A 24,257-nucleotide genomic window follows, 5' to 3' on the forward strand; every position below is an offset into this window, starting at 1 on the left:
AAAAAGAATTTCTTCCTGGCTTAATGTGTTATGTATTTGTTTTATTTTTTATATTGACTGCCAGCCGGCTTAATTTCCGCGCTGGCTCTCCACGGCCTCCATCGCCCGCAGCGAATAGGTGTAGGCGGCGCCGGCGTTGAGTGAAATCGCAGTGGCTAAGGCGCCGGCGATTTCGCTGTCGGTAGCGCCGGCTTTTACTGCGGCTTCGGCATGCACGCTGATGCAGCTTTCGCAACGGGTGGTAACCGCCACGGCCAGGGCGATAAGCTCGCGGGTTTTCGCATCAAGCGCTTCGGCAGCTGCGGCCTGCTCCAACGCCTGATAAGCCTGCAACATGCGCGGATGCTTGCCGCCGAGTTTGCCGAAGGCTTTTTTCACCAGCGCGGCGTGTTGTTTCCAGTCTAAAAACATGGTGTTGCTCCTTTACGGTGGTCTTGCTGATAATCGATGCGTTTATTTTGCGCTTGTTTCAGCACACTCGCTTATCTGATAATCTCTTTTTTCGTTGCAAAAAGCGCATTAACGGCTGTTAAACATTCGTGTACGGATGGATTTTGACAGCCGGGATGGTCTAGGGTGTCCTAAAACAACAAATGAGATAAAGGTTTTTGATGAGCAATATTTTAGACAAGCTGCTGGAATACGCGCAGGTGTCGGCGGCAATCGACACGCAATGCATGGTGAGCGGGCGCTGGCAGTTGCGCCACCCGGAAACAGAGCGGCGGGCTTATGTGCATATCGTCACTTCGGGCACGGGCGTATTGCAGCTGCCGGATGCGCCGCCGCAGCGGCTGTATGCGGGCGATTTGGTGTTTCTGCCCGGCGGCGGCGAGCATTGCATCAGCGATTACAACGGCAGCGGCGAGGCGGCGCCGGTGTCGTTTTGCCGGCGCGGACCGTGGACCTTGAAAAGCAACACTTCGGGGCGGGAAGATTTGGGCATGCTGTGCGGGCGCTTTGATTACCGGCTGCCGGGCAGCCTGCTGGATGATTTGCTGCAAGGCTATCCGCCGGTGGTGATTGTGCCGTGGCAGGACCTGCCGCAACTGCGCGCCTGGGTGGGCTTGTTGCAGCTGGAAATGCAGACGGCCGAAGATGAAGCGGAAGGCGCCTACAGCGTGGTCAACGGTTTGGCGCAAGCGCTGCTGGTATGGCTGGTGCGCTATTGCTGGCAGCAGCCGCAATGGCAGAATCCGCCGCCGGGGCTGCTGCGCGGCCAACAGGATGCGCGCTTGCGGCCTTTGCTGGCGGCGGTGATGGCCGACCCGGCCGGCGCCTGGACGGTGGAAACCATGGCCGAGCAGGTGCATTTGTCGCGCGCGCAATTTATGCGCGTGTTTCAGGCGGCCATGGCGCAAAGCCCGCACCAGTTTGTGATGCAGACCCGCTTGCGGCAGGCGGCGGTGTATCTGCGCAACCGCACCGACAGCGTGTTGCAGATTGCGCTGGCCACCGGCTTTCAAACCGAATCGCACTTTGCCCGCCTTTTCAAACAGCACTACGGCGCCACACCGCGCCAATACCGGATGCAGGCGGCATCACTGGGCAAGACATCGCCGCCGGCCGCCGAAGTCTGGATGGATTTTGCGATTTAGCCGCCGCAACCGCAAAACCGGCCTAGGGTGTCCGGACAATTTGTTTATGAGGGGATTTTTGTTCCTGAAAATGCAGATGCCAGGCAAAAAACGCAGCAAGATCGGCCATCTTGCGAGGCTTTTTAACGCAGCAGATGTGCTTTTAGCGCAAAAAAGGATGATACATGAATTGTCCGGACACCCTGGGTGATACTTGTAGGCCGAATGCTCGAATCCGATATTGTTCAGACGGCCAAAATCATTGGGTATCACAAGAATATCAAACCATTTGTCGGATACAAATATCCGGCCTGCGGCTTACTTTTGTGAATGGCATTATCCGTTTGAAAAAACAAACCGTTCAGACGGCCTCAAACAGGCCGTCTGAACGGTTTTATACACATTCGATTTTTTGCAGATGGTCGGATTATGCCTGAAAATCATCCACTTTTTGCTGATGGCTTTTCAGCAGTTGTGCCGATTGGTTAAATTTTGCCGCTTCATTTTCATCCAGCGGAATTTCAAATACGCGCACGGCACCTTGGCGGTTGATAACGGCAGGCACGCCGATGTATACGTTGTCTTGCCCCAATTCGCCCTGCAACAGGGTGGATACGGTCAGCACCACGCCCTGATTGTGCAAAATGGCATTGGAAATGCGGCTCAACCCCATGCCGATGCCGAAGCTGGTGGAGCCTTTGGCTTCGATAATGTCGTAGGCGGCGTTGCGCACATTTTGATGGATTTTTTCCATGCGCGCGCGGCCGTTTGCTTCTTGCTCAAATACTTGTTTCAGCGGCATGCCGGCAATGTGGGCGGCGCTCCAGGCGGCAATCACGCTGTCGCCGTGTTCGCCGATCATGTGCGCATCCACGCTCACCGGCGCCACATTGAATTCGTTGCCCAAACACACGCGGAAACGGGCGCTGTCGAGAATGGTGCCCGAGCCGATAACGCGCTCTTTGGGCAGGCCGGAAAACTTCCAGGTGGCGTAAGACAACACGTCGACCGGATTGGTGGCCACCAGAAAAATGCCGTTAAAGCCTGAAGCCATCACTTCGCTGACGATGGTGTGAAACACTTTAAGATTGTTGTCGATTAAATCCAGGCGGGTTTCGCCGTTGCGTTGCGGCACGCCTGCGCAGATGCACACGATATCGGCATCGGCACAATCGGCATAGCCGCCGACAAAAATATTGGCGGGCGTGGGCGCGTAAGGCATGCCGTGGCGCAAATCGCGCGCTTCGCCTTCGGCACGTTTGCGGTTGAGGTCGATCAGCACCATATCGTCGCAATGGCCTTGGTTGAGCATGGAATAGGCATAGCTGATGCCCACGGCGCCGGTGCCGATTACCACGACTTTGTTGCCCACTTTTTTCGTCATGCTGCGCTCCTGAAAAGGTTTGTCTCACCCCGATTATAGTGGTTTTCAATTTTGTAGCGTGATTTAGTCTGCTTTAAATTGCGTTAAAACTGATGCCGCCCACGCCTTGGCAGTTGCTTTTCGGCGGCGGCGCCCCCAATCTGTTAAAATCGTATCCACACATCACAAAGAGTTTCTCACATGAATATTCCAGCTATCGAAGCCGCCCTTGCTGCGGTTGAAATCCCCACTACCGGGCGCACTCTCGGCAGCGAAAATGCCGTGCAAAGCGTGGAAGCGCGCGCAGACGGGCTGCATATTGCCTTACAGTTCGGCTTTCCTGTGCAACATATCGGCGAAGCGCTGGCCGCGCGCGTTCAGACGGCCTTGCAAGATCTGGCCGGCACACAGCCGCTGCATTTGAGCCTCACCACCATAGTGGCTACCCATAAAGTGCAGCCCGGCGTGGCCACCATCAAAGGCGTAAAAAACATCATCGCCGTGGCTTCGGGCAAAGGCGGTGTGGGCAAATCCACCACTACCGCCAATCTGGCGGCCGCACTTGCGCGCATGGGCGCCCGTGTGGGCGTGCTCGATGCCGACCTCTACGGCCCCAGCCAGCCGACCATGTTCGGCGTGGCCGAGGGCAAGCCCGACCAGCGCGACGGCAAACTGGTGCCGGTGGTGGCCGAAGGCGGCGTGCAGGTGATGTCGATCGGCTTTCTGGTCGACACCGATCAGGCCGTGGTATGGCGCGGCCCCATGCTCAGCCAGGCCTTGCAGCAATTATTGTTTCAAAGCGAGTGGAACAATGTGGATTACCTTTTTATCGACCTGCCGCCCGGCACCGGCGATATCCAGCTGACCCTGTCGCAAAAAATCCCCGTAACCGGCTCGGTGGTGGTCACCACGCCGCAAGACATCGCCCTGATTGATGCACGCAAAGCGGTGGACATGTTTCAAAAGGTGAATATCCCGATTTTCGGCGTGTTGGAAAATATGTCGGTGCACATCTGCACCCACTGCGGCCACAGCGAAGCCATTTTCGGCAGCGACGGCGGCAAAGATTTGGCGGCCAAGCTCAAGGTGCCGCTGCTCGGCCAGCTGCCGCTGAGCCTGCCCGTGCGCGAAGCGATGGACAACGGCACCGCTGCGGCGCTGTTTGAACAGCAACCCGCCATTGCCGATATCTACACCGCCGCCGCCTTCCAAGTGGCGCTGGCGGTGGCCGACAAAGGCAAAGATTTCAGCAGCCGCTTCCCGAAAATCGTGGTGGAATAAAAACAGGCCGTCTGAAACCGGCTGCCGGCGCGCTGCCCGGGCGGCTTTCAGACGGCCTTTTTAACCCACATCAAATCCCGACAAGCAACACGCAACGACAACATCAAAATATGTTATAAAGCTGTTTTGCCAACTAACCCCTATTGGAGCAAGCGCATGGAATTAGTATTTATCCGCCACGGCCAAAGCGAGTGGAACGCCAAAAACCTGTTTACCGGCTGGCGCGATGTCAAACTGAGCGAGCAAGGCCTGGCCGAAGCCGCCGCCGCCGGCCGGAAACTGAAAGAAAAAGGCTACCAATTCGATATCGCCTTCACCTCAGTGCTCACCCGCGCCATCAAAACCTGCAACATCGTGCTGGAAGAAAGCGATCAATTGTGGGTGCCGCAAATCAAAAGCTGGCGCTTAAACGAGCGCCATTACGGCCAACTGCAAGGCCTCGACAAAAAGCAAACCGCCGAAAAATACGGCGATGAGCAAGTGCACATCTGGCGCCGCAGCTACGACACCCTGCCGCCGCTGCTCGACCCGGCCGATGAATTTTCTGCCCACAACGACCGCCGCTACGCCCAACTGCCCGCCGATGTGGTGCCCGACGGCGAAAACCTGAAAGTTACCCTCGAGCGCGTGCTGCCTTTCTGGGAAGACCAAATCGCCCCCGCCATCATCAGCGGCAAACGCGTATTGGTGGCCGCCCACGGCAACAGCCTGCGCGCATTGGCCAAACACATCGAAGGCATTTCCGACGACGACATCATGGGCTTGGAAATCCCCACCGGCCAGCCGCTGGTTTACAAGCTCGATGATGATTTGAAAGTGGTTGAGAAGTTTTACCTTTAATGCCGCACCCGCCCCGCTTTTGCGGCAGCGGGTTTCAACAACAGGCCGTCTGAAATATTGTTCAGACGGCCTGTTGTATTGTGCCGAACGGGATAAATACCGTTCACCAAAGTAAGCCGACAAGGCGACAAGGCGAAGACAGTACGGCTAGGCAGGCCAACAACCTCAGATGGTTTTTGTGAATGGGTAGAATTCCCCACAAACCGGCACTCTGCGTTAGAATAAAGCTTCCCGACACAATCAGGAGCACATCATGTTAAACCGCTTGTATGAAAGCAGGCAGAGCCTGTTTCTTTTCAGCACCTTCACCCTGATGGTGGCGTTTGCCCTATCGGCGGTGGCGGTGTTCGGCACCATCAGCCGCGATATTCATTATCTGGCGTTTTTGCCGGTGGGCTTTATGTTTTTTGTGAGCGCCCTGTTCGGCTTTCTGGTGCTGGCCGATGAAGATGCCTCGCTGGCCAAACGCAAAGCGTTTTTCTCGATTGAAGCGGCCACGGCGCTGTTTGCCCTGTTGCTGCTGCCGCTGTGCTGGTGGTTTGTGGCGCAGGCGGTGTAAACACTTGAGGCCGTCTGAAAACCCATGCAAAAAATAACCTGCGCCATCGGCCGGCCTGCACGCAAAAAGGATAGACGGGCTATTTTTGTGAACGGCTCAACGTGCGGTTTTCTTATTCAGATGATACACCGCCACACCCATCAGCAAGCCCCAAAACGCGCTGCCGATGCCGAGCAGCGTCATGCCTGAGGCCGACGCCAGCAAGGTAACCAGCGAAGCTTCACGCGTGGCTTCGTCTTGCCAGGCGCCAAGCAGGTTGGCTTGCAGCGTGCCGAAAATGGCAATACCGGCCAGCGCCGCCAGCAATTCGGCAGGCAGGGCGGCAAACAGCGCCACCACCATGCCGCCGGCCGCACCCAAGCCCAAATACATCACCCCCAGCCAGATATTGGCCAGATAACGCCGTTGCGGGTCTTTATCCACATCACTGCCCATGCAGATGGCGGCACTGATGGCGGCCAGATTCACCATAAACGCACCAAACGGCGCAAACAACACCGTGGCCGCGGCGCTGCTGTTGATCAGCGGTTTGGCCGGCGTATCGTAGCCGTAGCTGCGCATAATCGCCATGCCCGGCACATTCTGAGTGGCCAGCGAAGCAATAAACAGCGGCACGCCCACGCTGATGATGTGGCCGATGTGAAACTCGGGCGGCACCCATTCCAGCACCGGCGCGCGCCATTGCAGCTGCTGCCAGTCGAGCAGCCCGGCCGAAGCTGCGTAGCCGAACCCCACCAGCAGCATCAGCAAAATGCTGTAGCGCGGCATGCGGATTTTGCTGAGCAGGTAAGTGGCCAGCATCAGCAGCACCAACACCGTCTGCCCCTGCATGGCGGTAAACACGCGGCTGCCGAAATTAATCAGAATTCCCGCCAGCATGGCCGCTGCCAGCGAGCCGGGAATCAGCCGCACCAAGCGGTCGAACCAGCCCGCTGCCGACACCAGCAGCATCGCCGCGCCGGCAAAAATAAACCCCGCCACCGCTTCGTTGAGCGAAATGCCGTGCATGCCCACCATCAGCGCCGCTCCCGGTGTGCACCAGGCCATCATCACCGGCGCCCGGTAGCGCACGCTCAAACCCAGCGTGAGCACGCCGCACACCAGCCCGATAATGGTAAACCATGAAGTAATCTGCGCATCGGTGGCGCCAAACGTTTGCGCCGCCTGAAAAATAATCACCGCGCTGCTGCCGTAAGACACCAGCAAAGCCGCCACAGCAGCGGCGAAATGAGCGGGAGAAAAAACAAAACGTTTCATATTTATCCACAAACCGGCAGGAAAATGTGTTTATAACATATTTTAACCTGATGTTTGTGTTTCCTGCCTATCCGTTGGTGTGTGGCGGCGCGCCCAGATAGGCAGGCTTCAGGCCGCAAGGTTGCCGTGTGCACAGAAAAAAGGGGAAGATGGCTCAAATCGATTTCAGACGGCCGGGCGGCTTTTGCCAACAGGATGCCGTCTGAAACCGCGATGCACTTATCCCGTTGCGCAGCAAACCGCAACACCGATGTTTTTAGAAATATCATGCTGTTTTCTGTTAAAATTCTTCTCTTTTTTATCTCAACATCATCAATCATTATGGCTTCCAACAAATCCAAAATCGGCCTCACCGCGCTGACGGCGCTGGTGATCAGCTCGATGATCGGCTCGGGTATTTTCAGCCTGCCGCAAAACATGGCCGCCGTGGCCGGCTCCCAAGCGCTGCTGATCGGCTGGCTGATTACCGGTATCGGCATTATCTTTCTCGGCCTTTCCTTTGCCAGTCTGGCCAAACTGCGCCCCCACCTCGATGGCGGCATCTACACCTACGCCCGCGAAGGCTTCGGCGATTTGATGGGCTTTTTTTCGGCCTGGGGCTACTGGCTCTGCACCACCGTGGGCATTGTCGGCTATCTGGTGGTGGCGTTTGAAGCCGTCGGCACTTTTGTCGATACGCCTGATGCGGTGATTTTCGGCAAGGGCAACACGTTTGCCTCGTTTGTCGGCGCCTCGGTAATTGCCTGGTTGGTGTATGCTTTAGTGGCACGCGGCATCAAACAAGCGGCGGGGGTGAATCTGGTGGCCACGGTGGTGAAGGTATTTCCGCTGCTGCTGTTTATCGGCTTGGCGGCGTATTTTTTCCAACCCGATATTTTCATTGCAGACTGGCGCGGCGCGAGCATTGCCGCCGAAACCGTGGCAGACAACAGCATCATGAGCCAGGTGAAAAACACCATGCTGATTACGCTGTGGGTATTTACCGGCATCGAAGGGGCAGCGGTGTTGTCGAAACACGCGCGCAAGCGTTTGGATGTGGGGCGCGCCACCGTGATCGGCGTGGTGATTGCGCTCACGCTGTATGTGGCGATTACCGTATTGGCGCAGGGCGTATTGCCGCGTGCTGAAATTGCGGCGATGAGCAATCCCTCAATGGCCGGCGTGTTGGCGCATATGGTCGGCGGCTGGGGCAAAGTGTTAATCAGCGTGTGTTTGATTGTATCGGTGCTGTCGTCTTATCTGAGCTGGACGCTGTATGCCACTGAAATTCCGCATTTGGGCGCGAAAAACGGCGCGTTTCCGGCCTCTTTTCTGAAATTCAACCGCAATGAAGTGCCGCACAAATCGCTGCTGTTTACCACGCTCACGGTGCAATTATGCCTGTTTTTGGTGTGGCAGACCGGCAACAGCTATGAAGCGCTGCTGCTGATTTCCACTTCGATGATTCTGATTCCGTATTTCTTAATCGGCGCGTTTCTGCTGAAAATCGCCTTCACCGAAAACCTGGCGCCGAAATACAAGCTCATCGGCCTGATGGCCACCGCTTACGCGCTGTGGATTGTGTATGCCGCGGGGGTGGAATATCTGCTGTTTTCGGTGCTGCTGTATCTGCCGGGCGTGTTGCTATTTCTCTATTCGCAGCGCAAACACCACGGCTCTTGGCGCTTCAACGGCTATGAAAAAGCAATTTTGTTGCTGCTGGCCGTGTTGGCCGTGCCGGCGGTGATGCAGTTTGTGCAGAGCCTGTCCGCTTGATGATTGAATCAATAGAGGCCGTCTGAACCCGATGTTTCATACCAATTCACAAAAATAACCTAACGGCGTTGGCTCGCCTTGCCGCACTATTTGTACTGTCTTCGGCTCGCCGCCTTGTTAGCTTACTTTTGTGAATGGGTATCAGACGGCCTTGGGTTTGCGAAACATCGGGTTCACAAACCCAACGGCTTGCAACAACGGCATAGGTCGGATACTTGCACCCGGCCAAACGGTTGCTGTTGCTGCTGTTTCCCGGCATGGCGGTGATGTTGGAAATGTCGGATTCGAGAATCCGACCTACGCCGGCTGTTTTACTTTTCCATTTAAGGCCGTCTGAAACCTTTTCTTTTTCAGACGGCCTTTATTCGGCACACAGTTTCAACAACGCTTCCCCGTATTTCGCTATTTTCTCATCATCCATGCCGTGCACTTCACACAGCTCCGACTGACGTTGCGGCTGTTTGGCGGCAAGGGCGCGCAGGGTGATTTTGCTGAGCACCTGATAGTCTTCAACACCTTCGGCGGCAGCGGTTTGGGCACACCATTGCAGCAGTGCGCGCATGCATTGGCGGCGGCGTTCGTTTTCGGGGCTGAGGCCGTCTGCAAACGGGGCGCATACGGCGAGGATGTCGGCGCCGTATCTGCCGCTGCGCACGTCGCCCAGACCGTATACGCCGTGCAAATCCAGCCCGGTGGCAGGGGTGAGGTTCAACAAATCGCGCAGGGTGTCGTCGCTGCACACTTTGCCGGGGGCACAGCCTTCGCTTTGCGCCTGCTTATCGCGCCAGGCGGTGAGTGCCGCCCACAGCTGCCGTTGGCGCTCGTCTGCCCACGACGGCTCGGCGGTTGGCGGGTTTTCCGACGGGTTTTCAGACGGCCTGTCGTCATCGGCGGCGGTGTGGCAGACATTGAGAATATCAAGGCCGAATTTGTTGATTTTGGCTTCGCCCAAGCCGTAGATATGGTGCAGGTCGGCCAGTGTTTGCGGCATTTTTTCCACCACGTCGCGCAGGGTTTTGTCGCCGCAAATCACATAGGCGGGCACTTCTTCGGCGCGGGCTTTTTCGATGCGCCAGCTTCTGAGCGCCTGCCAGATACGCTCTTCACGCTCGGTGCGCAGCCAGTCGTCTTTCGGTTTTTGAGTGGCGGCTTTTTCGCGTTTGAGCGGGCGCAGCCATACTTGGCTGTCGCCTTTGAGCACGGCTTTGGCCGCTTCGGTAAGTTGGAGCGATTGGTATTCGGTGACGTTGACATTCAAAAGCCCCAAGCCGATGCTTTGGCGGATCACGCCGCGCCATTCTTTGTCGGTCAGCTCGCTGCCGATGTTGTAGGTAGAGAGCTTGTCGTGGCCGTTGCGCGCTATCCAGTCGTCGCCCTTGCCACGCAACACGTTGATCACATAACCGGCGGCAAAACGCTGGCCTACCCGGTAGATACACGAAAGTAATTTTTGCACCAATACCGTGCCGTCAAAGCGCACCGGCGGGTGCAGGCAGTTGTCGCAATGGCCGCAGGGGGCGCTCGTTTCGCCGAAATGTTGCAGCAGCATCACGCGGCGGCAGTCGGCGGTTTCGCACACGCCGAGCATGGCATCGAGCTTTTGCAACTCGATGTTTTTCTGCATCTCGCCGCTGGCACCCTGCTGGATGCGTTCGCGCAAAATCACCCAGTCATTCAGCCCGTAGCACAGCCAGCTGGCGGCAGGCAGGCCGTCGCGGCCGGCGCGGCCGGATTCTTGATAGAAATGCTCAATGCTTTGCGGCATGTCGAGGTGGGCGACAAAACGCACATCGGGCTTGTCGATGCCCATGCCGAAAGCCACGGTGGCCACCACAATCACGTTGTCGTCCTGCGTGAAGCGGCGCTGGTTGGCTTCGCGGTTTTCCATGCTCAATCCGGCATGGTAGGGAATGGCATCGAGGCCGTGTTCGCACAAAAATGCCGCCACGTCTTCCACTTTTTTACGGCTCAGGCAATAGACGATGCCGCTTTGGCCGGCCATCTGCTTTTGAATAAATTCTAAAAGCTGCTTTTTGCCGTTGTTTTTTTCGATAACCTGGTAATAGATGTTGGGGCGGTCGAAACTGGCGACAAATTCGGGCGACTGCTCCAGCTTGAGATAATGTTTGATGTCGGCGCGGGTTTCGGCGTCGGCGGTGGCGGTGAGTGCGATACGCGGCACTTTGGGGTAGCGTTCGGCCAAAAGGCCCAGCTGCTGGTATTCGGGGCGGAAATCGTGCCCCCACTGGCTCACGCAATGGGCTTCATCGATGGCAAACAGGCTGATGGTGTTTTGGTCGAGAAAACGCAGAAAACGCTCGTTTACCAAACGCTCGGGGGCAACATACAATAATTTCAGACGGCCTTGGGCGATATCGTCGGCGATTTGGCGAATATCCTCAGGATGGGTGCCGCTATGCACACACGCCGCCGCCACACCCGCCACATGCAGATTGGCGACTTGGTCGTTCATCAGCGCAATCAGCGGCGACACCACCACCGCCACGCCCTCGCGCATCAAGGCGGGGATTTGATAACACAGGCTTTTGCCGCCGCCGGTGGGCATCAGCACCATCAGGCTTTTACCCGCAGCCAGCGTGTTGACGATGTTTTCCTGCGTGCCGCGAAATTCGGGGTAGCCGAACACATCGTGCAAAATCTGCCGGGCGGCGGGCGGGTTGGTCATAAAGGGCAATCCGTTATATGATAGGTTTCAACACGGAGCCGATACATCTAACGGCCCCGACCGGTAAACTGACTGCTTCCGCACATTATCCAGGAAGCGCAATCAAGTGCTATTTTATCGTTTTACGGCTTTTCGCTAAAGGCCGTCTGAAAGGAAACCCATGAATATTTCCCGCGCCCTGCACTACACCGCCGCTGCCGCCTTGGCCGCGCTGCTTGCCGCCTGCGCCGCCACCGGCCCCGACGTGGCCGGCAACTGGAAAGAAATCGGCACCATCAACAGCGGCAACATCAAAGCCGCCATCGACACTTCAAGCATCAAGCGCAACGGCCAGCTGGCTACGTTTCGCGATAAGAAAACCGTGCTCAAGCCGTCTGAAGAGCGCTATGTCAACACCCCCGCCTACAAAACCGCCGTGGGCGAATGGGAAATACACTGCCGCAACAAAACCTACCGCCTTACCGCCCTGCAATTGCTCGACGAACGCGGCCAAGTGTTGATGAACCAAAAATACACCGCCGCCGGCCTGCGCCCGATGTCGGTGATGGGCGGCTCGATTACCGAAAAACAATTCGAAACCGTGTGCAAATAACCGCAGGCCGTCTGAACCAATCCGCACGTTCACGCATCATTTCAGACGGCCGCCACATCACAGAAAGGATATTTTATGAAACAAATCATCATTTTGGCATTGGCCATCTCAAGCTTTGCCTATGCCGCCCCCGCCGATGAATTATTGGGTGCGCAAGCCGCTTTTCGTCAAGCCTTGAGTGCCCAAAACAGCAGCGGCAGCAAAATTACCTCGCTGCAAACCGACTTGGCCGCCGCTCAAAGCCGCCTGCAACAAGCGCAGGCCGATGTTACCCGCCTGGAGGGCGAGCTGCAAACCGAGCAGGCGGCAAAAGCACAACATGATGCCGCCCTGCAAGCCGCCGGCGAACGCCTGAACGCCGCATGGAGCGCCGCCCGCTCCGGCCAATAAACGGCGGCAGCCAGGCGGTTTTCAGACGGCCGGGTAGCTTCACGATAGCTGTCAAACGGCCGCCAACATCGGGCTGCCTGCCTTGGTCAGCGCCCGCCGGTAAGCCTCATCTTCCTCAATACGCTGCAAATAAGCACTGATATGCGGGTAAGCGGCCACATCAAAACGCACCGCCGCCGCCTGCAACGGATAGCTCATCATAATATCGGCACCGCTGATATCATCGCCCATCAGCCAGCGCCTGCCTGCCAGCTCATGATCCACATAACGCAGATGCAGCGCAGTTTGCGGCTCGATAAAGCTTTGGCGGGCGCGGGCGCTGATTTTTTTGGCTACCGGTTTGACAAAGAAAGGCATAGGGGCGCTGTCGATTTTGCGGAACACCAGCGCCATCAGCATCAGCGGCATCAACGATGCCTCCGCATAATGCAGCCAGCGCTGATACGCCCAATAATCGGCGCTGCCGGGCGCGGGCATCAGCCTGCCGCCGCCGTAGGTTTGAATCAGATAATCGGTGATGGCGCCGCTCTCGGCCAAAATCAAATCACCGTCTTGCAACACCGGCGCCTTGCCCAGCGGATGAATGTTTTTCAAAGCCGCCGGCGCCAACAGCGTATCGGGGTGGCGCTCGTGTTGTTGCAGCGTATAATCCGCCCCCAATAATTCCAGCAGCCACACAATGCGCAGCGAGCGCGATTGTGCCAAAGCATGTAAAGTCAGCATCGGCTTGTCCTTAATGATAAACAGCATTGTCCCGCTACTATACAGGATGCCGACGGAAATTTTAACGCTCCATCAGCTAAAGCCTCTTGCCGCAAGCACGGCAGCCATCACAAAACAGGCCGAACTCTTTGCAAAACCCTAGCTTTGATTACAGTTCGAAGTTAGCGCAGCACAGAAAGCGCAGACATCTCATTTAGACAGCAAGCTTTCAAGCAGCGCATAACGAAGAAATGTGCCTAAGATAGGGATTTTGCAAAAGTCTCAGGCCGTCTGAACATTTCAGACGGCCTGTTGATTCACCCTCATCCGTTTTCCAAGCGCTCAGCTTTCGATAAAACGGTATACCTGTTCGACATCTTGCGGTCGGTTTTGATAACACACGCCGGCAATCCCCAATGCGGCGGCGGCATCAATATTCACCTGCATATCGTCGATAAACAGCGTTTGCGCCGGATTGAGCCCATAAGTTTCCAGCGCATAGCGGAAAATGGCCGGATCGGGCTTGATGAACTGCACTTCGGCTGAAATCACCATACCGCGAAACAGCGGCCAATAATCGTAACGATGGCGCAGATAGCGGATGGCGTGCAGCGGCATATTGCTGATACAGATTAAATCAACGCCTTGTTGGTGCAAATCGCGCAGCAATGCCACGCCCAAAGGCAGCGGCGCCAGCGATTCGCGCATGGTCTGCATCAGCCGCTCGATTTCCGACTGCGGTTTTTGCAGCAAACCGGCATAAAATTTCAAGGCTTTGTCGTATTCAATCAAGCCCGCATCCAGCGCCTGCCAGCATTGGCCCGACAACACCTGCGCATAAGCCCTGCGCTCTTGTTCGTCATCACTGAAGCGGCGCAGAATGGCTCGCGGATCCCAGCGCAGCAAAACGTTGCCCAAATCGAAAATCACTGTTTTCTTCATATGCCGCCCGCCTTTCAGGTGCGCGCCAACACCTCATCGGCCAGCGCCAAATAAGCCAGCGTGCCCTTGGCTTTGGCATCGTAGGCCAAGGCGGGCAGGCCGTGGCTGGGCGCTTCGGCCAAGCGCACGTTGCGCGGAATGGCGGTGTCGAAAAGCTGCTTGCCGAAATGTGTTTGCAATTGCTCGGTTACTTCTTGCGAAAGGCGGCTGCGGCTGTCGTAAAGCGTGCGCACGATGCCGAGAATATCGAGCTGCGGGTTGATGGCCTGACGGATTTTGCGCACCGTGGCCACCAAATCGGAAATGCCTTCGAGCGCGTAATATTCACACACCATCGGCACAATCACGCCTTGCGCCGCCACTAAGCCGTTAAGCGTGAGCAGCGTGAGCGTGGGCGGGCAGTCGATCAACACATAATCATAATCGCCCTCTACCGCAGCAAGCGCGTTTTTCAGGCGCATTTCGCGGGCGATTTCCTGCACCAGCTCGATTTCCGCTCCGGCCAAAGTGCGGTTGGCGGCCAGAATATCATACCCGCCGGCCTCGCTGGCCACCACGGCATCTTTCACTTCGGCCTCGCCCAACAACACCTGATACACGCCGCCGCTGATGCTGCTTTTGTTGATGCCGCTGCCGGTGGTGGCGTTGCCTTGCGGGTCGAGGTCGATAACCAGCACACGCTTGTTTTTGCTGGCCAACGAAGCGGCAAGATTGACCACGGTGGTGGTTTTGCCGACGCCGCCTTTCTGGTTGGCCACGGCGATGATTTGTGCGCTCATAATTTGTCTTATCGAAATCGGTTGGATGGCTTGGATTGTACCTTTATTTGCCTGAAATGGATATGCAGAGGCCGTCTGAAAAGTTTCAGACGGCCTCCGGCTTATGTGTCTTGTTTGCCGCTCAGCGTTTGGGCTGCATAATCACCATATGGCGCTCGGCATTCAACTCGGGCACGGCCAGTTTGTCGACTTTGACCACGGCCACATTCGGCGGCATCTGGGCGATTTCTTCATAGGGATACACGCCTTTCATCGCCGCCCAATAGCCGTTTTCGTTGAGCAGGTGTTTGGTCAGCGAAATAAAGTCGGCCAGCTCGGCAAAGGCACGGCTGGTGACCACGTCTACTTTTTTATCGTGCATGGCTTCAACACGGCCGCTGGCCACGGTAACGTTGCCCAAACCCAGCTCGATGACGGCCTGTTGCAGGAAGGTGGTTTTTTTGGTGTTGGAATCAAGCAGCGTAATCTGCAAATCGGGGCGGCAGATGGCGGTGGGAATGCCCGGCATGCCGCCGCCGGAGCCGACATCCATCAAGGTTTGCGCACCGGCCACATAGGGCAGCAGCGTGAGGCTGTCGAGCACGTGGTGGCTGACCATGCTGGCTTCGTCGCGCAGCGCGGTGAGGTTGTAGGTATTATTCCATTTTTTCAGCAGCGCCACATATTCGAGCAGCAGCAATTGTTGGGCGGTGCTCAGGCTCAAGCCCATTTGTTGCAGGCCTTGCTGCAATTTTTGCTTGTTGTCCATTTTTTTATCCTTATTCTTGGGTTTACCCGTTATGTTAGCCCAAAACCTGCTTATGCGGGTGTGAATTGTTTGATAGGCCGTCTGAAATGTGATTCATAAACGCACCGGTTACCGCACCCGCATGCGGGCGTATAGTATTGACAGGTTGAGGAAACCGGCCTTGGGGAGATTCACATAATCAACCGCAAACGCGCATAACAGCAGTGGCAAAACGAAATCAACGATTACGCCGTTTATTCGCTGCCGCCCATGAAAAAAGCCGCACGACCACAAAATCAGCAGCAAGTCTGACATGTATCAACAACATATATTTCATAAAATATTAACATTAGATGTATTGATTTAATATTTTAGGGCTATAAATGGCTGTTTTTAAAATTAAATATCAGGATCATGAGTTTGATTGCGCCGGCGATGAATATATTCTGGATGCGGCAGAGAGAGCAGGATTGGAAATTCCCTATTCATGCAGGGCAGGCTCATGTAGTACATGCACCTGCTATTTACTTAAAGGTGAAGTAGAACAAAGCGATGGTTCTTTCCTTGACGAACAACAGCAGAACGAAGGTTATTTTTCTGCTTGTGTTGCTTACCAAAAAAAGATTGCAATATTACCTATGTCAATGATATAGATACTTTCCCTACTAAAGGAAAATGGGTAGCTATTGATGTTGATTATGATGCCATTAAGGACACCGCCATGATTGCAGCCCAAGGGATAGCGCATGCAGAAGAAGGAAAATTTACTTTCTCTGACCCTAGGGCATATATAGGCACAACCAGGACAATTACATTAAGATGGGAACCTCTAGAAATATCAGATATGGCGTTTGATGATTTTGAACGCCATCCGTTGGGAACCATAAAAACTGTGCGGCAAAAGTATATTTACGGCTCGGATGAGCTCGCGGGCGGTTTCTCTTATTATTGGTATCCGCATGCAGGAGGTGGCTATTGAAAACAAGGCAGTCTTTATTTTATAAACTATTGGCGTGTTTTGATATTTTTGCTGTGGCATGGGTAATTTTCCCCTTTTCCGGGAAATACCCCTTGATATGGCAGCAATTCCGGCAAATTGAAAAATTATCGCGAGACTTCGCACCCTTTGGCACAGGTTTGTATATTTTATTTGCTGCTGCACTGCTGCTTTATGCCACTTTACTTTTTTCAGCCAAGCAGTTGTGGCAGCAAAATCCGCGGGTTTGGAAACTGGCATTGATACAGCTGCCGCTGCGTTTGATTGCCTCAACCCCCAGCATCCCTTTTCTGCTGACATTGGTGCTGCCGTTGGGCGCTTTATTTGCCTATCCGGTTTGGCTGGCGGTGGAAATCGGCAAAATTTATGCTTTGCGGCGTTGGGCCAAACATGGATAAACGGGTAAAGATAAGGCCGTCTGAAAGCCAGTAAACCAGTTTTTCAGACGGCCTTATCTTTACCCGTTTATCGGCATATCAAGCCTGCCGGGCATCTTTAAACCCGCGCTTCAAATGCACCATCAGCAGCGCCACCGCAGCGGGCGTAACGCCGGAAATGCGGCCGGCCTGTCCGACGGTTTCGGGGCGGTTGAGGTTGAGCTTTTGCTGCACTTCGGCAGATAAGCCCTTGACTTTGCTGTAATCAATATCGGCGGGCAGCTTGAGGGTTTCCAAATCGCGGCGGCCTTCGATTTCTTCGTTTTGGCGGTCGATATAGCCTTGATATTTCACCTGAATTTCCACTTGTTCCACCACATCGTCAGCCAGCGGCTGCTCGGGAAGTGCGCCTTCGAGCGTCATCAGCGCGGCGTAGTCGAGATTGGGGCGGCGCAGCAAATCATGCAGGTTGGCTTCGCGGCTGAGTTTTTGGCCGAACACGCGCTCCTGCTCGCTTTCGGGCAGTTTGGCGGGGGTGTACCAGGTGGCTTTCAGGCGCTGGATTTCGCGTTCGATGGCTTCGCGTTTTTGCTCGAATGCCTGCCATTGGCCGTCTGAAATCAGGCCGATTTTGCGACCGTCTTCGGTGAGGCGCAAATCGGCGTTGTCTTCGCGCAGTTGCAGGCGGTATTCGGCGCGGCTGGTAAACATGCGGTAGGGCTCGTTCACGCCTTTGGTAATCAAATCATCAACCAACACGCCCAGATAGGCCTGCTCGCGACGCAGCAGCAGCGGATCTTGCCCGCGCACAAACTGCACGGCGTTGGCACCGGCCAGCAGCCCTTGTGCGGCGGCTTCCTCGTAACCGGTGGTGCCGTTGATTTGGCCGGCAAAAAAGAGGCCGGTGATGGTTTTGGTTTCGAGGCTGGCTTTGAGGTTGCGCGGGTCGAAATAATCGTATTCGATGGCATAACCGGGGCGCAGGATGTGGGCGTTTTCCAAGCCTTTCATCGAGCGCACGAGGGCGATCTGGATGTCGAACGGCAGGCTGGTGGAAATGCCGTTCGGATAATATTCGTGCGTGGTCAAGCCTTCGGGTTCGAGGAAAATCTGATGGCTGTCTTTATCGGCAAATCGGTTGATTTTGTCTTCAATCGAGGGGCAGTAGCGCGGCCCCACGCCTTCGATTTTGCCGGTAAACATCGGGCTGCGGTCGAAACCTGTGCGGATGATGTCGTGGGTTTGCTGGTTGGTATGGGTAATCCAGCAGCTCACCTGCTGCGGGTGCAGATTGGCATGGCCGCGAACGGAAAACACCGGCACGGGTGTATCGCCCGGCTGCTCGGTGAGCTTGGAAAAATCAATCGTGCGCCCGTCGATGCGCGGCGGCGTGCCGGTTTTCAGACGGCCTTGCGGCAATTGCAATTCTTTCAGACGGCCGCCCAAAGATTGCGCCGCCGGATCGCCTGCACGGCCGCCGGCGTAGTTTTCCAAGCCGATGTGGATTTTGCCCGACAGAAACGTGCCTGCCGTCAGCACGACCGCGCGCGCTTTGAATTCGACACCCATCGCCGTCACCACGCCGCTGATGCGGTCGCCCTCAAGCGTAACGTCGTCGACCTGCTGCTGAAACAGCGCCAGATTGGGCTGGTTTTCGAGCATATGGCGGATGGCGGCCTTATACAGAATGCGGTCGGCCTGCGCACGGGTGGCGCGCACGGCGGGGCCTTTGCTGGCATTGAGGCGGCGAAACTGGATACCGCTCATATCAGTGGCCAGCGCCATTGCGCCGCCGAGCGCATCAAGTTCGCGCACCAAATGGCCTTTGCCGATACCGCCGATAGACGGGTTGCACGACATCTGGCCGAGGGTTTCGATATTGTGGGAAAGCAGCAGCGTTTGCGCGCCCATACGTGCCGCCGCCAGCGCTGCTTCGGTGCCGGCGTGGCCGCCGCCGACCACGATAACATCGTATTGTTTCGGGTAAATCATCATTATTGTCTTGGTTAACCTGCGTGTGTTGGCGGATATTCTGTCATGCCCATGCCCTCAAGCAGCCTGATTATCTTCGGCTTGCCGCCTTTGTCGGCTTATACCCATTCACAAAAATAACCTAACAGCGTTGGCTCGCCTTGCCGTACTAGCTGTACTGTCTTCGGCTCGCCGCCTTGTTAACTTACTTTTGTGAATGGGTATGACTTGGGCAAATGGGGATGAAACAGCCGCATTTGGAAAAAATAGTTTTGAATTGTACGCCGATTCAGACGCTGCTTCAATGGTGGCAATATTACAGAAGATATTGATTTTATAAACAAACAGGCCGTCTGATACCCATTCGCAAAAATCAACCGACCAAGCGGCGAGCCGGAATGAGTGTTGCCCGACAGCGCCGGTTAAGCGTTTGCCGATAGATTAAGGCCGTCTGAAAACGGTGCAAGTGCAGTTTCAGACGGCCTTGAAAGACAGGCGGGCTGTATTTTAAGAGTGGGCGGTTGTGGCATTGCCGGTTTGCCGCCCCCTGCCGTCGCGCCGCGCATACCACCAGTTGTTAAACAAAAACACCGCCGCCACCGACAGCGCGGGCACGGTAAGCGCCAGCGCGATGGTGTAGAAATTCCAGCCCATGCCCAGCATCCAGGCGCCGGCAAAAGCAGAAATAATCGCGCCGGTGCGGCCGATGCCGTGCATCCAGCCGTTGCCGGTGGCGCGGGCATTGAGCGGGAAGAAGTTGCTCGAAAAAGCGTTCATACCGGTGCCGCCGCCGTTAAAGGCCGCGCCCATCAGAAAAGCTGCCGCACACAGCAACACATATTGGCCGCCGGCATTGCTCATTACCACCAGCAGCACCGCACCGCCGGCGTAAGCCGCCGCCAGCACCAAAGATGCGCGGAAACGATCCATAAACCAGCCCAGCATAATCGAGCCTAAGGGGCCGCCGAGCTGGAACATGGCGCTGATAATCGCTGCTTGGTGCATCTGCATGCCCGCTTCTTTAATCATGGTCGGCATCCAGCTGCCGAGCAGATACACCAAAAACAGGTGCAAAAAATAAGCCAGCCACAGCAATACGCTGCCGACGCGGTAATAGCCGTTAAACAGCGTTTTTACCGGGCTTTGCGGCGCGTCGCCCACGGCTTGCGGCAACGGAATGGTAAACATGCTGGCGGCAGTGGTGGTGCCCGGTGCACAACGTTCGACGATTTTGCGGATGATTTCACGCCTGCGGCCTTTGTGTACCAGAAAGGTTACCGATTCGGGCAACACGAAATACATCACCACACTCAACAGCATCGGCAACACGCCGCCGAACACAAACACGCTCTCCCAGCCCCAATGCGGAATCATCCATGCCGCCAGAAAGCCGCCGCCCGCCGCACCGACGGTAAAACCGGCAAACACAATGGTTACCATCAGCGCGGCACGGCGGGCGGGGGAATATTCGCGTGCCAGCGTCGCCACCAGCGGCATGATGCCGCCCATCGCCAGCCCGGCGATAAAGCGGTAGAGAATGATTTCGGTGATGCTCCCGGCGCGCGCCACCAAAAGGGTAAACAGGCCGAACAGCATCACGTTGGCACACAATACCGTGCGCCGCCCGAATTTATCGCCCAAAGGCCCGGCAATCAGCGCGCCGAAAGTGAGGCCGAACAGCGCCGCGCTCAAAACCGGGGCGAGGTGTTCGTTGGTCAGCTGCCAGGCGTCTTTGAGGGCGGGGCCGACAAAGCCCATAATCACCACGTCGAAGCCGTCCATCACCACCACTAAAAAACACAAGGCGATAATCCATTTTTGATAGGCGCTGACAGGGCGGCTGTCGAGCAGCGCGCGCACATTGATTTCATGAGTTTGCAGCATGTTGAGGCTTTCTCGACCGGCGGCGGTGTGTCCGCTGCTCGGCGTTTGTGAATATTTTATGAAAACAGGGCGTATTGTAGCCGAAGCGGCCACGCTTACCGCGCCGCTGCTGCAATTTGCCCGTAAATAGCATGGTGATTGCAAAGGCCGTCTGAAAAATCACTTTCAGACGGCCTTGTTTAACACAATCATTCATTATCGGGCGGTTTTTTTAAATATTCTGCCAATACTGCCCACAATTTCCGTTTTTGCACGGCGGTTAACCGCTTGATGCGCACTTCCAAGCGCATCGCTTCGCTGCGCGACAAACCTTGATAGACCAAGCGCATTTCGTCGGGGCGGTGCATGCGGGTGAATTTCGCGCCTTTGCCCGCTGCGTGTGCGGCAAAACGCGCTTCGGGGCGGTTGCTGATGCCGCAGTAAAGCACTTGGTCGCAACGCAGCAGATACACACACCAACCCGCATCACGCGGCACCAGCACCGGCAGCCGCAAAGCCGCATAAAGCTTCATGCCGCCCCCGGTGTGTCGGCAAAACTCTGCTGCAACAGCCGCAACACCACTTCGGTTTTGGCCGACTGCACCCGATACGGCGTTACCGCATAAATATTGACGGCCGGCAGCGCCCATTCGGGCAACACCACTTTCAGACGGCCTGCGGCTACCATGCCGGCAATTTCACCGTCAAGCTGCATCGACAAACCCAAACCCGCCTGCGTGAGCGTCGATACCGCCGCCAGTTGGTTGCACAACATGCTCTCGGGTACATCCAACACAAAGCTTTCCGCACCGTGCCGCAAGGTGGTGTGCACGGGCAGGTAATGCAGCCAGCGGTGGCCGGCCAGCATTTCGGGGTGTTCAACCGGCGCATGGGCGGCCAGATATTCGGGGGCGGCGCAAATCTGCCACTGCCAAACAGCCAGCTGACGCGCTATCAGGTCGGGCGCATCAAGCGCATGTTCGCCGCCGCGCAGGGCAATATCGACCGTGCCCTGTTTCAAATCGGCCAAGGTGTCGCTGAAATAAAGCTGCGGGCGGATTTCGGGATATTGCTGCTGCAACCGTTTTAAGGCCGTCTGAAACGGCGGTGCCAACGCCATACCCGAAGGCAGCGCGATATTCACATCGCCCGCCGCCTCGGTTTTCAGATTATCGAGCGCCTGTAACGTGTCGGCCAGCGTGTGGCGCAAGCGCAGGCAATATTGCGCCAGCGCCTGGCCGGCGTCGGTGGGGGTGAGGCGGCGGGTGCTGCGGTGCAACAGCTTCACGCCGTGCAGCTTTTCCAGCCGCGTGATGTGCTGGCTCACGGCAGAGGGGGTCATGCCCAATTGTTGCGCCGCAGCATTCATACTGCCCTGCTCAAGCACGGCGGCAAACACCAGCAGCGGTTTGATGTCTTGCATTTCAGACGGCCTTTATTAACGGGAAACGGTGTTTAACCAATCAACGGCTTCGCTTGCAGCCAGCACGGCACCTTGCTTGCCTTGCGCCCGTTGAAACCGCCAGTAACGATTGGTATGGGCAATCACCGCTTCCACAGGCGGCGCGCCCCATTGGATTTTGTCGCCCGCCGTATGCGCATCGGCAACCAGCGTCACATCATAGCCTCTGACAAATGCACCATGAAGCGTGGAGCGGATACAGGCATCAGTTTCCGCTCCGGCCACCAGCACATGCCCGACGCTTCTTGCGGCGAGGATGGTTTCCAGCGCCGTTCCCTCAAAAGCATCGCCATAATGTTTATGAACCACCGGCTCGGCAGGCAGCGCGGCAAGCTCGGGAACATATTCCCAATCATGGCTGCCGCGAAGCAGATTATCGTCATCGTGCTGAACCCAAATAACCGGCAACCGTTGGCTGCGCGCCACGTCCACCAAACGCACAATATTGGCGACTACCTCATCACGGCGGTACACGCCATCGACCACCCCGTTTTGAACATCAACAATCAGGGCAACACCTGCGCGGCCTTCCAAAGCAGACATATTCAGACTTTCCGATTATTTAGACAAGCTTAATAATATAAACAGCAAACGCGGGATTATCAAGCCTTTCAGACGGCCTTATACTGCACCCATCTTTACGCAACCCGCACAAGGAGCAAAATATGAATATCGCAGTGATTGGCGCCACCGGTTATGTCGGCAACGCCGTGGTTAAAGAACTCGCCGCCCGCGGCCATCAGGTTACCGCTTTTGCCCGCAACACCGGCAAAGTATCGGAAGCCGCCAATGTGAAAGCCGTAGCCGCCGATGTCAACGCCGCTGATTTTGCCGGCAAACTCGCCGGCTTCGATGCCGTGGTGAGCGCGTTCAACCCCGGCTGGAACAATCCCAATATCGGTGCGGATTTCGCCAAAGGTGCAGCCGCCATTACCGAGGCCGCCAAAACAGCGCAAGTGCCCTACCTGCTGGTGGTCGGCGGCGCGGGCAGCCTGTATGTCGCCCCGAATCTGCAATTAATCGACACGCCCGAATTTCCGCAAGATATTTTTGACGGCGCCAATGCCGCCCGCAACCTGCTCACCGATTTGCGCGACCGCCGTGATGTCAACTGGGCGTTTATCAGCCCGCCCGCCGCGTTTTACGAAGGCAGCCCCAGCCGCCCGCAAGGCAAATACCGCAGCGGTAAAGACGAAGTGCTGATGAACGGCGAAGCACCGGCCGGCATTCATGTTGATGATTTAGCCAAAGCGATTGCCGATGATGTAGAACAAAAAGCCCATCTGCACCAACGCTTTACCGTGGCCGAAGTATAAGCATCAGGCCGTCTGAAAGCAGCCGCCAACTTGCCTGCCGGGCTTTTTTTCAGACGGCCTGTATACCCGTTCACAAAAATAACCCAACAGCGTTGACCCGCCTTGTGTGCTTACTTTTATGAATGGGCATTATCCAGCCATTTCCCAACCACCCGACCGGAAAAAACATACCATGAAAAAACTCCTGCTTGCCGCCGCCACCGCCGCCTGCCTGCTCAGCGCCTGCGGCACCGCCCAAACCACAACGGCACCCACCACCGCGCAAACCAACATGCAAAGCCAAATCGAACGCAACAAAGCCAATGTGCTCGCCTTTTACGATCTGGCCTTCAACCAGCACCAACCGCAACAAGCAGTAGCGCGCTACATCGGCAACGAATACATCCAGCACAACCCCAGTGTCGCCGACGGCGGCCAAGCCTTTATCGACGTATTCGCCCCGTTTTTACAACAACATCCGCAATCACGCGCCGAAGTAAAACGCGTGGTGGCCGAGGGCGACTTGGTGGTGTTGCACATATTCAGCCGCACCTCGCCGCAAGACAGAGGCCGGGCCATAGCAGACATCTTCCGCCTCGATAAAAACGGCAAAATCGTCGAGCATTGGGATGTCGTCCAACCCCTGCCCGAACAATCTGCCAACAATAACAGTATGTTTTGATTAAATATATAATATAAAAGGCCGTCTGAACCGATAGGGTTCAGACGGCCTTTTATATTGACGTACTGCAAATAACCATCTGTATCACGATATTACGTCCTGCTTTTCCGGCCGCTTCTTTAGAGTGTCCTGGTGAGGGTGTCCTGATGTGTCGATTTACGGA

General features: G+C 56.1%; 28 protein-coding genes. 14 read left to right on the plus strand and 14 right to left on the minus strand.

From position 1 onward, the window contains the following. Positions 1-69: 69 nt before the first annotated feature. Entirely contained in the window at positions 70-411 is a 342-nt protein-coding gene (locus LVJ83_RS13170) for a carboxymuconolactone decarboxylase family protein (RefSeq protein WP_244785098.1), read from the minus strand. 200 nt (positions 412-611) lie between these two features. On the opposite strand from LVJ83_RS13170, the gene LVJ83_RS13175 reads away from it, so the two are divergent. Together LVJ83_RS13175 and LVJ83_RS13180 are read left to right on the plus strand one after the other, a co-directional pair. Further along, the gene (locus LVJ83_RS13175; RefSeq protein ID WP_244785099.1) at positions 612-1,595 is read left to right on the plus strand and encodes an AraC family transcriptional regulator; all 984 of its coding nucleotides are present in this window, start codon (positions 612-614) and stop codon (positions 1,593-1,595) included. 46 nt (positions 1,596-1,641) lie between these two features. Further along, positions 1,642-1,785 (plus strand): hypothetical protein, encoded by a 144-nt coding sequence (locus LVJ83_RS13180; protein ID WP_244785100.1) that lies wholly within the window; start codon positions 1,642-1,644, stop codon positions 1,783-1,785. Between the two features lie 216 nt (positions 1,786-2,001). Here the strand turns inward: LVJ83_RS13180 and LVJ83_RS13185 are convergent, their stop codons facing one another. Continuing rightward, positions 2,002-2,958 (minus strand): L-lactate dehydrogenase, encoded by a 957-nt coding sequence (locus tag LVJ83_RS13185; protein ID WP_244785101.1) that lies wholly within the window; start codon positions 2,956-2,958, stop codon positions 2,002-2,004. A 153-nt stretch (positions 2,959-3,111) separates the two neighbouring features. Between LVJ83_RS13185 and apbC the strand changes: the two genes are divergently transcribed. The 3 genes from apbC to LVJ83_RS13200 all read left to right on the plus strand — a co-directional run bounded on the left by apbC (position 3,112) and on the right by LVJ83_RS13200 (position 5,617). Beyond that, positions 3,112-4,218: an iron-sulfur cluster carrier protein ApbC gene (gene apbC / locus LVJ83_RS13190; RefSeq protein WP_342345090.1), complete on the plus strand. Its 1,107-nt coding sequence runs from the start codon at positions 3,112-3,114 to the stop codon at positions 4,216-4,218. Positions 4,219-4,374: 156 nt separating this feature from the next. Beyond that, on the plus strand, positions 4,375-5,058 hold the full coding sequence (locus LVJ83_RS13195; RefSeq protein WP_244785103.1) for a 2,3-diphosphoglycerate-dependent phosphoglycerate mutase: 684 nt from the start codon (positions 4,375-4,377) through the stop codon (positions 5,056-5,058). A 253-nt stretch (positions 5,059-5,311) separates the two neighbouring features. Continuing rightward, on the plus strand, positions 5,312-5,617 hold the full coding sequence (locus LVJ83_RS13200) for a hypothetical protein (protein WP_244785104.1): 306 nt from the start codon (positions 5,312-5,314) through the stop codon (positions 5,615-5,617). A gap of 96 nt (positions 5,618-5,713) precedes the next feature. Here LVJ83_RS13200 and LVJ83_RS13205 read toward each other — a convergent pair whose 3' ends face one another. Further along, entirely contained in the window at positions 5,714-6,874 is a 1,161-nt protein-coding gene (locus tag LVJ83_RS13205; RefSeq protein ID WP_244785105.1) for a benzoate/H(+) symporter BenE family transporter, read from the minus strand. Positions 6,875-6,876: 2 nt separating this feature from the next. After that, a complete protein-coding gene (locus LVJ83_RS13210) occupies positions 6,877-7,194 on the minus strand; it encodes a hypothetical protein (protein ID WP_244785106.1) in 318 nt (105 codons plus the stop codon). 1 nt (position 7,195) lies between these two features. Between LVJ83_RS13210 and LVJ83_RS13215 the strand changes: the two genes are divergently transcribed. Then, entirely contained in the window at positions 7,196-8,629 is a 1,434-nt protein-coding gene (locus tag LVJ83_RS13215) for a basic amino acid/polyamine antiporter (protein ID WP_244785107.1), read from the plus strand. 361 nt (positions 8,630-8,990) lie between these two features. Here LVJ83_RS13215 and recQ read toward each other — a convergent pair whose 3' ends face one another. After that, positions 8,991-11,315 carry a DNA helicase RecQ gene (recQ, locus tag LVJ83_RS13220; RefSeq protein ID WP_244785108.1) on the minus strand — a complete coding sequence of 775 codons (2,325 nt, stop codon included), beginning with the start codon at positions 11,313-11,315 and terminating at the stop codon, positions 8,991-8,993. Positions 11,316-11,475: 160 nt separating this feature from the next. Here recQ and LVJ83_RS13225 point away from each other — a divergent pair, with 160 nt between their 5' ends. Then, positions 11,476-11,907, plus strand: a complete 432-nt coding sequence (locus tag LVJ83_RS13225; protein ID WP_244785109.1) for a surface-adhesin E family protein — start codon at positions 11,476-11,478, stop codon at positions 11,905-11,907. Between the two features lie 75 nt (positions 11,908-11,982). After that, entirely contained in the window at positions 11,983-12,297 is a 315-nt protein-coding gene (locus tag LVJ83_RS13230; RefSeq protein WP_244785110.1) for a hypothetical protein, read from the plus strand. 51 nt (positions 12,298-12,348) lie between these two features. Here LVJ83_RS13230 and LVJ83_RS13235 read toward each other — a convergent pair whose 3' ends face one another. From LVJ83_RS13235 to rsmG, 4 genes are all read right to left on the minus strand, one after another. Beyond that, positions 12,349-13,020 carry a glutathione S-transferase family protein gene (locus tag LVJ83_RS13235; protein WP_244785111.1) on the minus strand — a complete coding sequence of 224 codons (672 nt, stop codon included), beginning with the start codon at positions 13,018-13,020 and terminating at the stop codon, positions 12,349-12,351. 321 nt (positions 13,021-13,341) lie between these two features. Further along, positions 13,342-13,941 carry an HAD family hydrolase gene (locus LVJ83_RS13240; RefSeq protein WP_244785112.1) on the minus strand — a complete coding sequence of 200 codons (600 nt, stop codon included), beginning with the start codon at positions 13,939-13,941 and terminating at the stop codon, positions 13,342-13,344. Positions 13,942-13,955: 14 nt separating this feature from the next. Next, positions 13,956-14,720, minus strand: coding sequence for a ParA family protein (locus LVJ83_RS13245; RefSeq protein WP_244785113.1), 765 nt, complete (start codon positions 14,718-14,720; stop codon positions 13,956-13,958). Between the two features lie 121 nt (positions 14,721-14,841). Continuing rightward, positions 14,842-15,468 (minus strand): 16S rRNA (guanine(527)-N(7))-methyltransferase RsmG, encoded by a 627-nt coding sequence (gene rsmG, locus LVJ83_RS13250; RefSeq protein WP_244785114.1) that lies wholly within the window; start codon positions 15,466-15,468, stop codon positions 14,842-14,844. Positions 15,469-15,830: 362 nt separating this feature from the next. Here rsmG and LVJ83_RS13255 point away from each other — a divergent pair, with 362 nt between their 5' ends. The 3 genes from LVJ83_RS13255 (at position 15,831) to LVJ83_RS13265 (ending at position 16,842) form a co-directional block, all read left to right on the plus strand. After that, entirely contained in the window at positions 15,831-16,100 is a 270-nt protein-coding gene (locus tag LVJ83_RS13255) for a 2Fe-2S iron-sulfur cluster-binding protein (RefSeq protein WP_244785115.1), read from the plus strand. Between the two features lie 68 nt (positions 16,101-16,168). After that, complete coding sequence (locus LVJ83_RS13260) at positions 16,169-16,426, plus strand: hypothetical protein (RefSeq protein ID WP_244785116.1); 258 nt, start codon at positions 16,169-16,171, stop codon at positions 16,424-16,426. A gap of 158 nt (positions 16,427-16,584) precedes the next feature. Next, positions 16,585-16,842, plus strand: a complete 258-nt coding sequence (locus tag LVJ83_RS13265) for a hypothetical protein (protein WP_244785117.1) — start codon at positions 16,585-16,587, stop codon at positions 16,840-16,842. Between the two features lie 78 nt (positions 16,843-16,920). Here the strand turns inward: LVJ83_RS13265 and mnmG are convergent, their stop codons facing one another. Further along, a complete protein-coding gene (mnmG, locus tag LVJ83_RS13270; protein WP_244787794.1) occupies positions 16,921-18,813 on the minus strand; it encodes a tRNA uridine-5-carboxymethylaminomethyl(34) synthesis enzyme MnmG in 1,893 nt (630 codons plus the stop codon). 486 nt (positions 18,814-19,299) lie between these two features. Then, complete coding sequence (locus tag LVJ83_RS13275; protein ID WP_244785118.1) at positions 19,300-20,676, minus strand: MFS transporter; 1,377 nt, start codon at positions 20,674-20,676, stop codon at positions 19,300-19,302. Here LVJ83_RS13275 and LVJ83_RS13610 point away from each other — a divergent pair. Then, complete coding sequence (locus tag LVJ83_RS13610) at positions 20,675-20,806, plus strand: hypothetical protein (protein WP_280515217.1); 132 nt, start codon at positions 20,675-20,677, stop codon at positions 20,804-20,806. The genes LVJ83_RS13275 and LVJ83_RS13610 overlap by 2 nt on opposite strands. A gap of 58 nt (positions 20,807-20,864) precedes the next feature. Here LVJ83_RS13610 and LVJ83_RS13280 read toward each other — a convergent pair whose 3' ends face one another. The 3 genes from LVJ83_RS13280 to LVJ83_RS13290 are packed head-to-tail and all read right to left on the minus strand — an operon-like array spanning position 20,865 to position 22,660. Then, complete coding sequence (locus LVJ83_RS13280; protein WP_244785119.1) at positions 20,865-21,188, minus strand: GIY-YIG nuclease family protein; 324 nt, start codon at positions 21,186-21,188, stop codon at positions 20,865-20,867. Next, positions 21,185-22,078: a LysR family transcriptional regulator gene (locus LVJ83_RS13285; RefSeq protein WP_244785120.1), complete on the minus strand. Its 894-nt coding sequence runs from the start codon at positions 22,076-22,078 to the stop codon at positions 21,185-21,187. The genes LVJ83_RS13280 and LVJ83_RS13285 overlap by 4 nt, the downstream gene beginning before the upstream one ends. A 15-nt stretch (positions 22,079-22,093) precedes the next feature. Continuing rightward, positions 22,094-22,660 (minus strand): isochorismatase family protein, encoded by a 567-nt coding sequence (locus LVJ83_RS13290; RefSeq protein ID WP_244785121.1) that lies wholly within the window; start codon positions 22,658-22,660, stop codon positions 22,094-22,096. A gap of 122 nt (positions 22,661-22,782) precedes the next feature. Here LVJ83_RS13290 and LVJ83_RS13295 point away from each other — a divergent pair, with 122 nt between their 5' ends. Continuing rightward, positions 22,783-23,433: an NAD(P)-dependent oxidoreductase gene (locus LVJ83_RS13295; RefSeq protein ID WP_244785122.1), complete on the plus strand. Its 651-nt coding sequence runs from the start codon at positions 22,783-22,785 to the stop codon at positions 23,431-23,433. Positions 23,434-23,605: 172 nt separating this feature from the next. Then, complete coding sequence (locus tag LVJ83_RS13300; RefSeq protein WP_244785123.1) at positions 23,606-24,094, plus strand: nuclear transport factor 2 family protein; 489 nt, start codon at positions 23,606-23,608, stop codon at positions 24,092-24,094. Positions 24,095-24,257: the final 163 nt, after the last annotated feature.

Origin of the sequence: Uruburuella testudinis (assembly GCF_022870865.1) — a bacterium.
Taxonomy (GTDB): Bacteria; Pseudomonadota; Gammaproteobacteria; order Burkholderiales; family Neisseriaceae; genus Neisseria; species Neisseria testudinis.

Coding starts and splice junctions, on each gene's coding strand:
- LVJ83_RS13195 (WP_244785103.1), top strand. CDS start 4,375: ATGGAATTAGTATTTATCCGCCACGGCCAAAGCGAGTGGAACGCCAAA.
- LVJ83_RS13205 (WP_244785105.1), bottom strand. CDS start 6,874: ATGAAACGTTTTGTTTTTTCTCCCGCTCATTTCGCCGCTGCTGTGGCG.
- LVJ83_RS13210 (WP_244785106.1), bottom strand. CDS start 7,194: ATGATTGATGATGTTGAGATAAAAAAGAGAAGAATTTTAACAGAAAAC.
- LVJ83_RS13170 (WP_244785098.1), bottom strand. CDS start 411: ATGTTTTTAGACTGGAAACAACACGCCGCGCTGGTGAAAAAAGCCTTC.
- rsmG (WP_244785114.1), bottom strand. CDS start 15,468: ATGGACAACAAGCAAAAATTGCAGCAAGGCCTGCAACAAATGGGCTTG.
- LVJ83_RS13260 (WP_244785116.1), top strand. CDS start 16,169: ATGATTGCAGCCCAAGGGATAGCGCATGCAGAAGAAGGAAAATTTACT.
- LVJ83_RS13175 (WP_244785099.1), top strand. CDS start 612: ATGAGCAATATTTTAGACAAGCTGCTGGAATACGCGCAGGTGTCGGCG.
- recQ (WP_244785108.1), bottom strand. CDS start 11,315: ATGACCAACCCGCCCGCCGCCCGGCAGATTTTGCACGATGTGTTCGGC.
- LVJ83_RS13230 (WP_244785110.1), top strand. CDS start 11,983: ATGAAACAAATCATCATTTTGGCATTGGCCATCTCAAGCTTTGCCTAT.
- LVJ83_RS13285 (WP_244785120.1), bottom strand. CDS start 22,078: ATGCAAGACATCAAACCGCTGCTGGTGTTTGCCGCCGTGCTTGAGCAG.
- LVJ83_RS13295 (WP_244785122.1), top strand. CDS start 22,783: ATGAATATCGCAGTGATTGGCGCCACCGGTTATGTCGGCAACGCCGTG.
- LVJ83_RS13245 (WP_244785113.1), bottom strand. CDS start 14,720: ATGAGCGCACAAATCATCGCCGTGGCCAACCAGAAAGGCGGCGTCGGC.
- LVJ83_RS13185 (WP_244785101.1), bottom strand. CDS start 2,958: ATGACGAAAAAAGTGGGCAACAAAGTCGTGGTAATCGGCACCGGCGCC.
- LVJ83_RS13610 (WP_280515217.1), top strand. CDS start 20,675: ATGTTGAGGCTTTCTCGACCGGCGGCGGTGTGTCCGCTGCTCGGCGTT.
- LVJ83_RS13215 (WP_244785107.1), top strand. CDS start 7,196: ATGGCTTCCAACAAATCCAAAATCGGCCTCACCGCGCTGACGGCGCTG.
- mnmG (WP_244787794.1), bottom strand. CDS start 18,813: ATGATTTACCCGAAACAATACGATGTTATCGTGGTCGGCGGCGGCCAC.
- LVJ83_RS13240 (WP_244785112.1), bottom strand. CDS start 13,941: ATGAAGAAAACAGTGATTTTCGATTTGGGCAACGTTTTGCTGCGCTGG.
- LVJ83_RS13290 (WP_244785121.1), bottom strand. CDS start 22,660: ATGTCTGCTTTGGAAGGCCGCGCAGGTGTTGCCCTGATTGTTGATGTT.
- LVJ83_RS13255 (WP_244785115.1), top strand. CDS start 15,831: ATGGCTGTTTTTAAAATTAAATATCAGGATCATGAGTTTGATTGCGCC.
- LVJ83_RS13280 (WP_244785119.1), bottom strand. CDS start 21,188: ATGAAGCTTTATGCGGCTTTGCGGCTGCCGGTGCTGGTGCCGCGTGAT.
- LVJ83_RS13180 (WP_244785100.1), top strand. CDS start 1,642: ATGAGGGGATTTTTGTTCCTGAAAATGCAGATGCCAGGCAAAAAACGC.
- LVJ83_RS13200 (WP_244785104.1), top strand. CDS start 5,312: ATGTTAAACCGCTTGTATGAAAGCAGGCAGAGCCTGTTTCTTTTCAGC.
- LVJ83_RS13300 (WP_244785123.1), top strand. CDS start 23,606: ATGAAAAAACTCCTGCTTGCCGCCGCCACCGCCGCCTGCCTGCTCAGC.
- LVJ83_RS13235 (WP_244785111.1), bottom strand. CDS start 13,020: ATGCTGACTTTACATGCTTTGGCACAATCGCGCTCGCTGCGCATTGTG.
- LVJ83_RS13275 (WP_244785118.1), bottom strand. CDS start 20,676: ATGCTGCAAACTCATGAAATCAATGTGCGCGCGCTGCTCGACAGCCGC.
- LVJ83_RS13225 (WP_244785109.1), top strand. CDS start 11,476: ATGAATATTTCCCGCGCCCTGCACTACACCGCCGCTGCCGCCTTGGCC.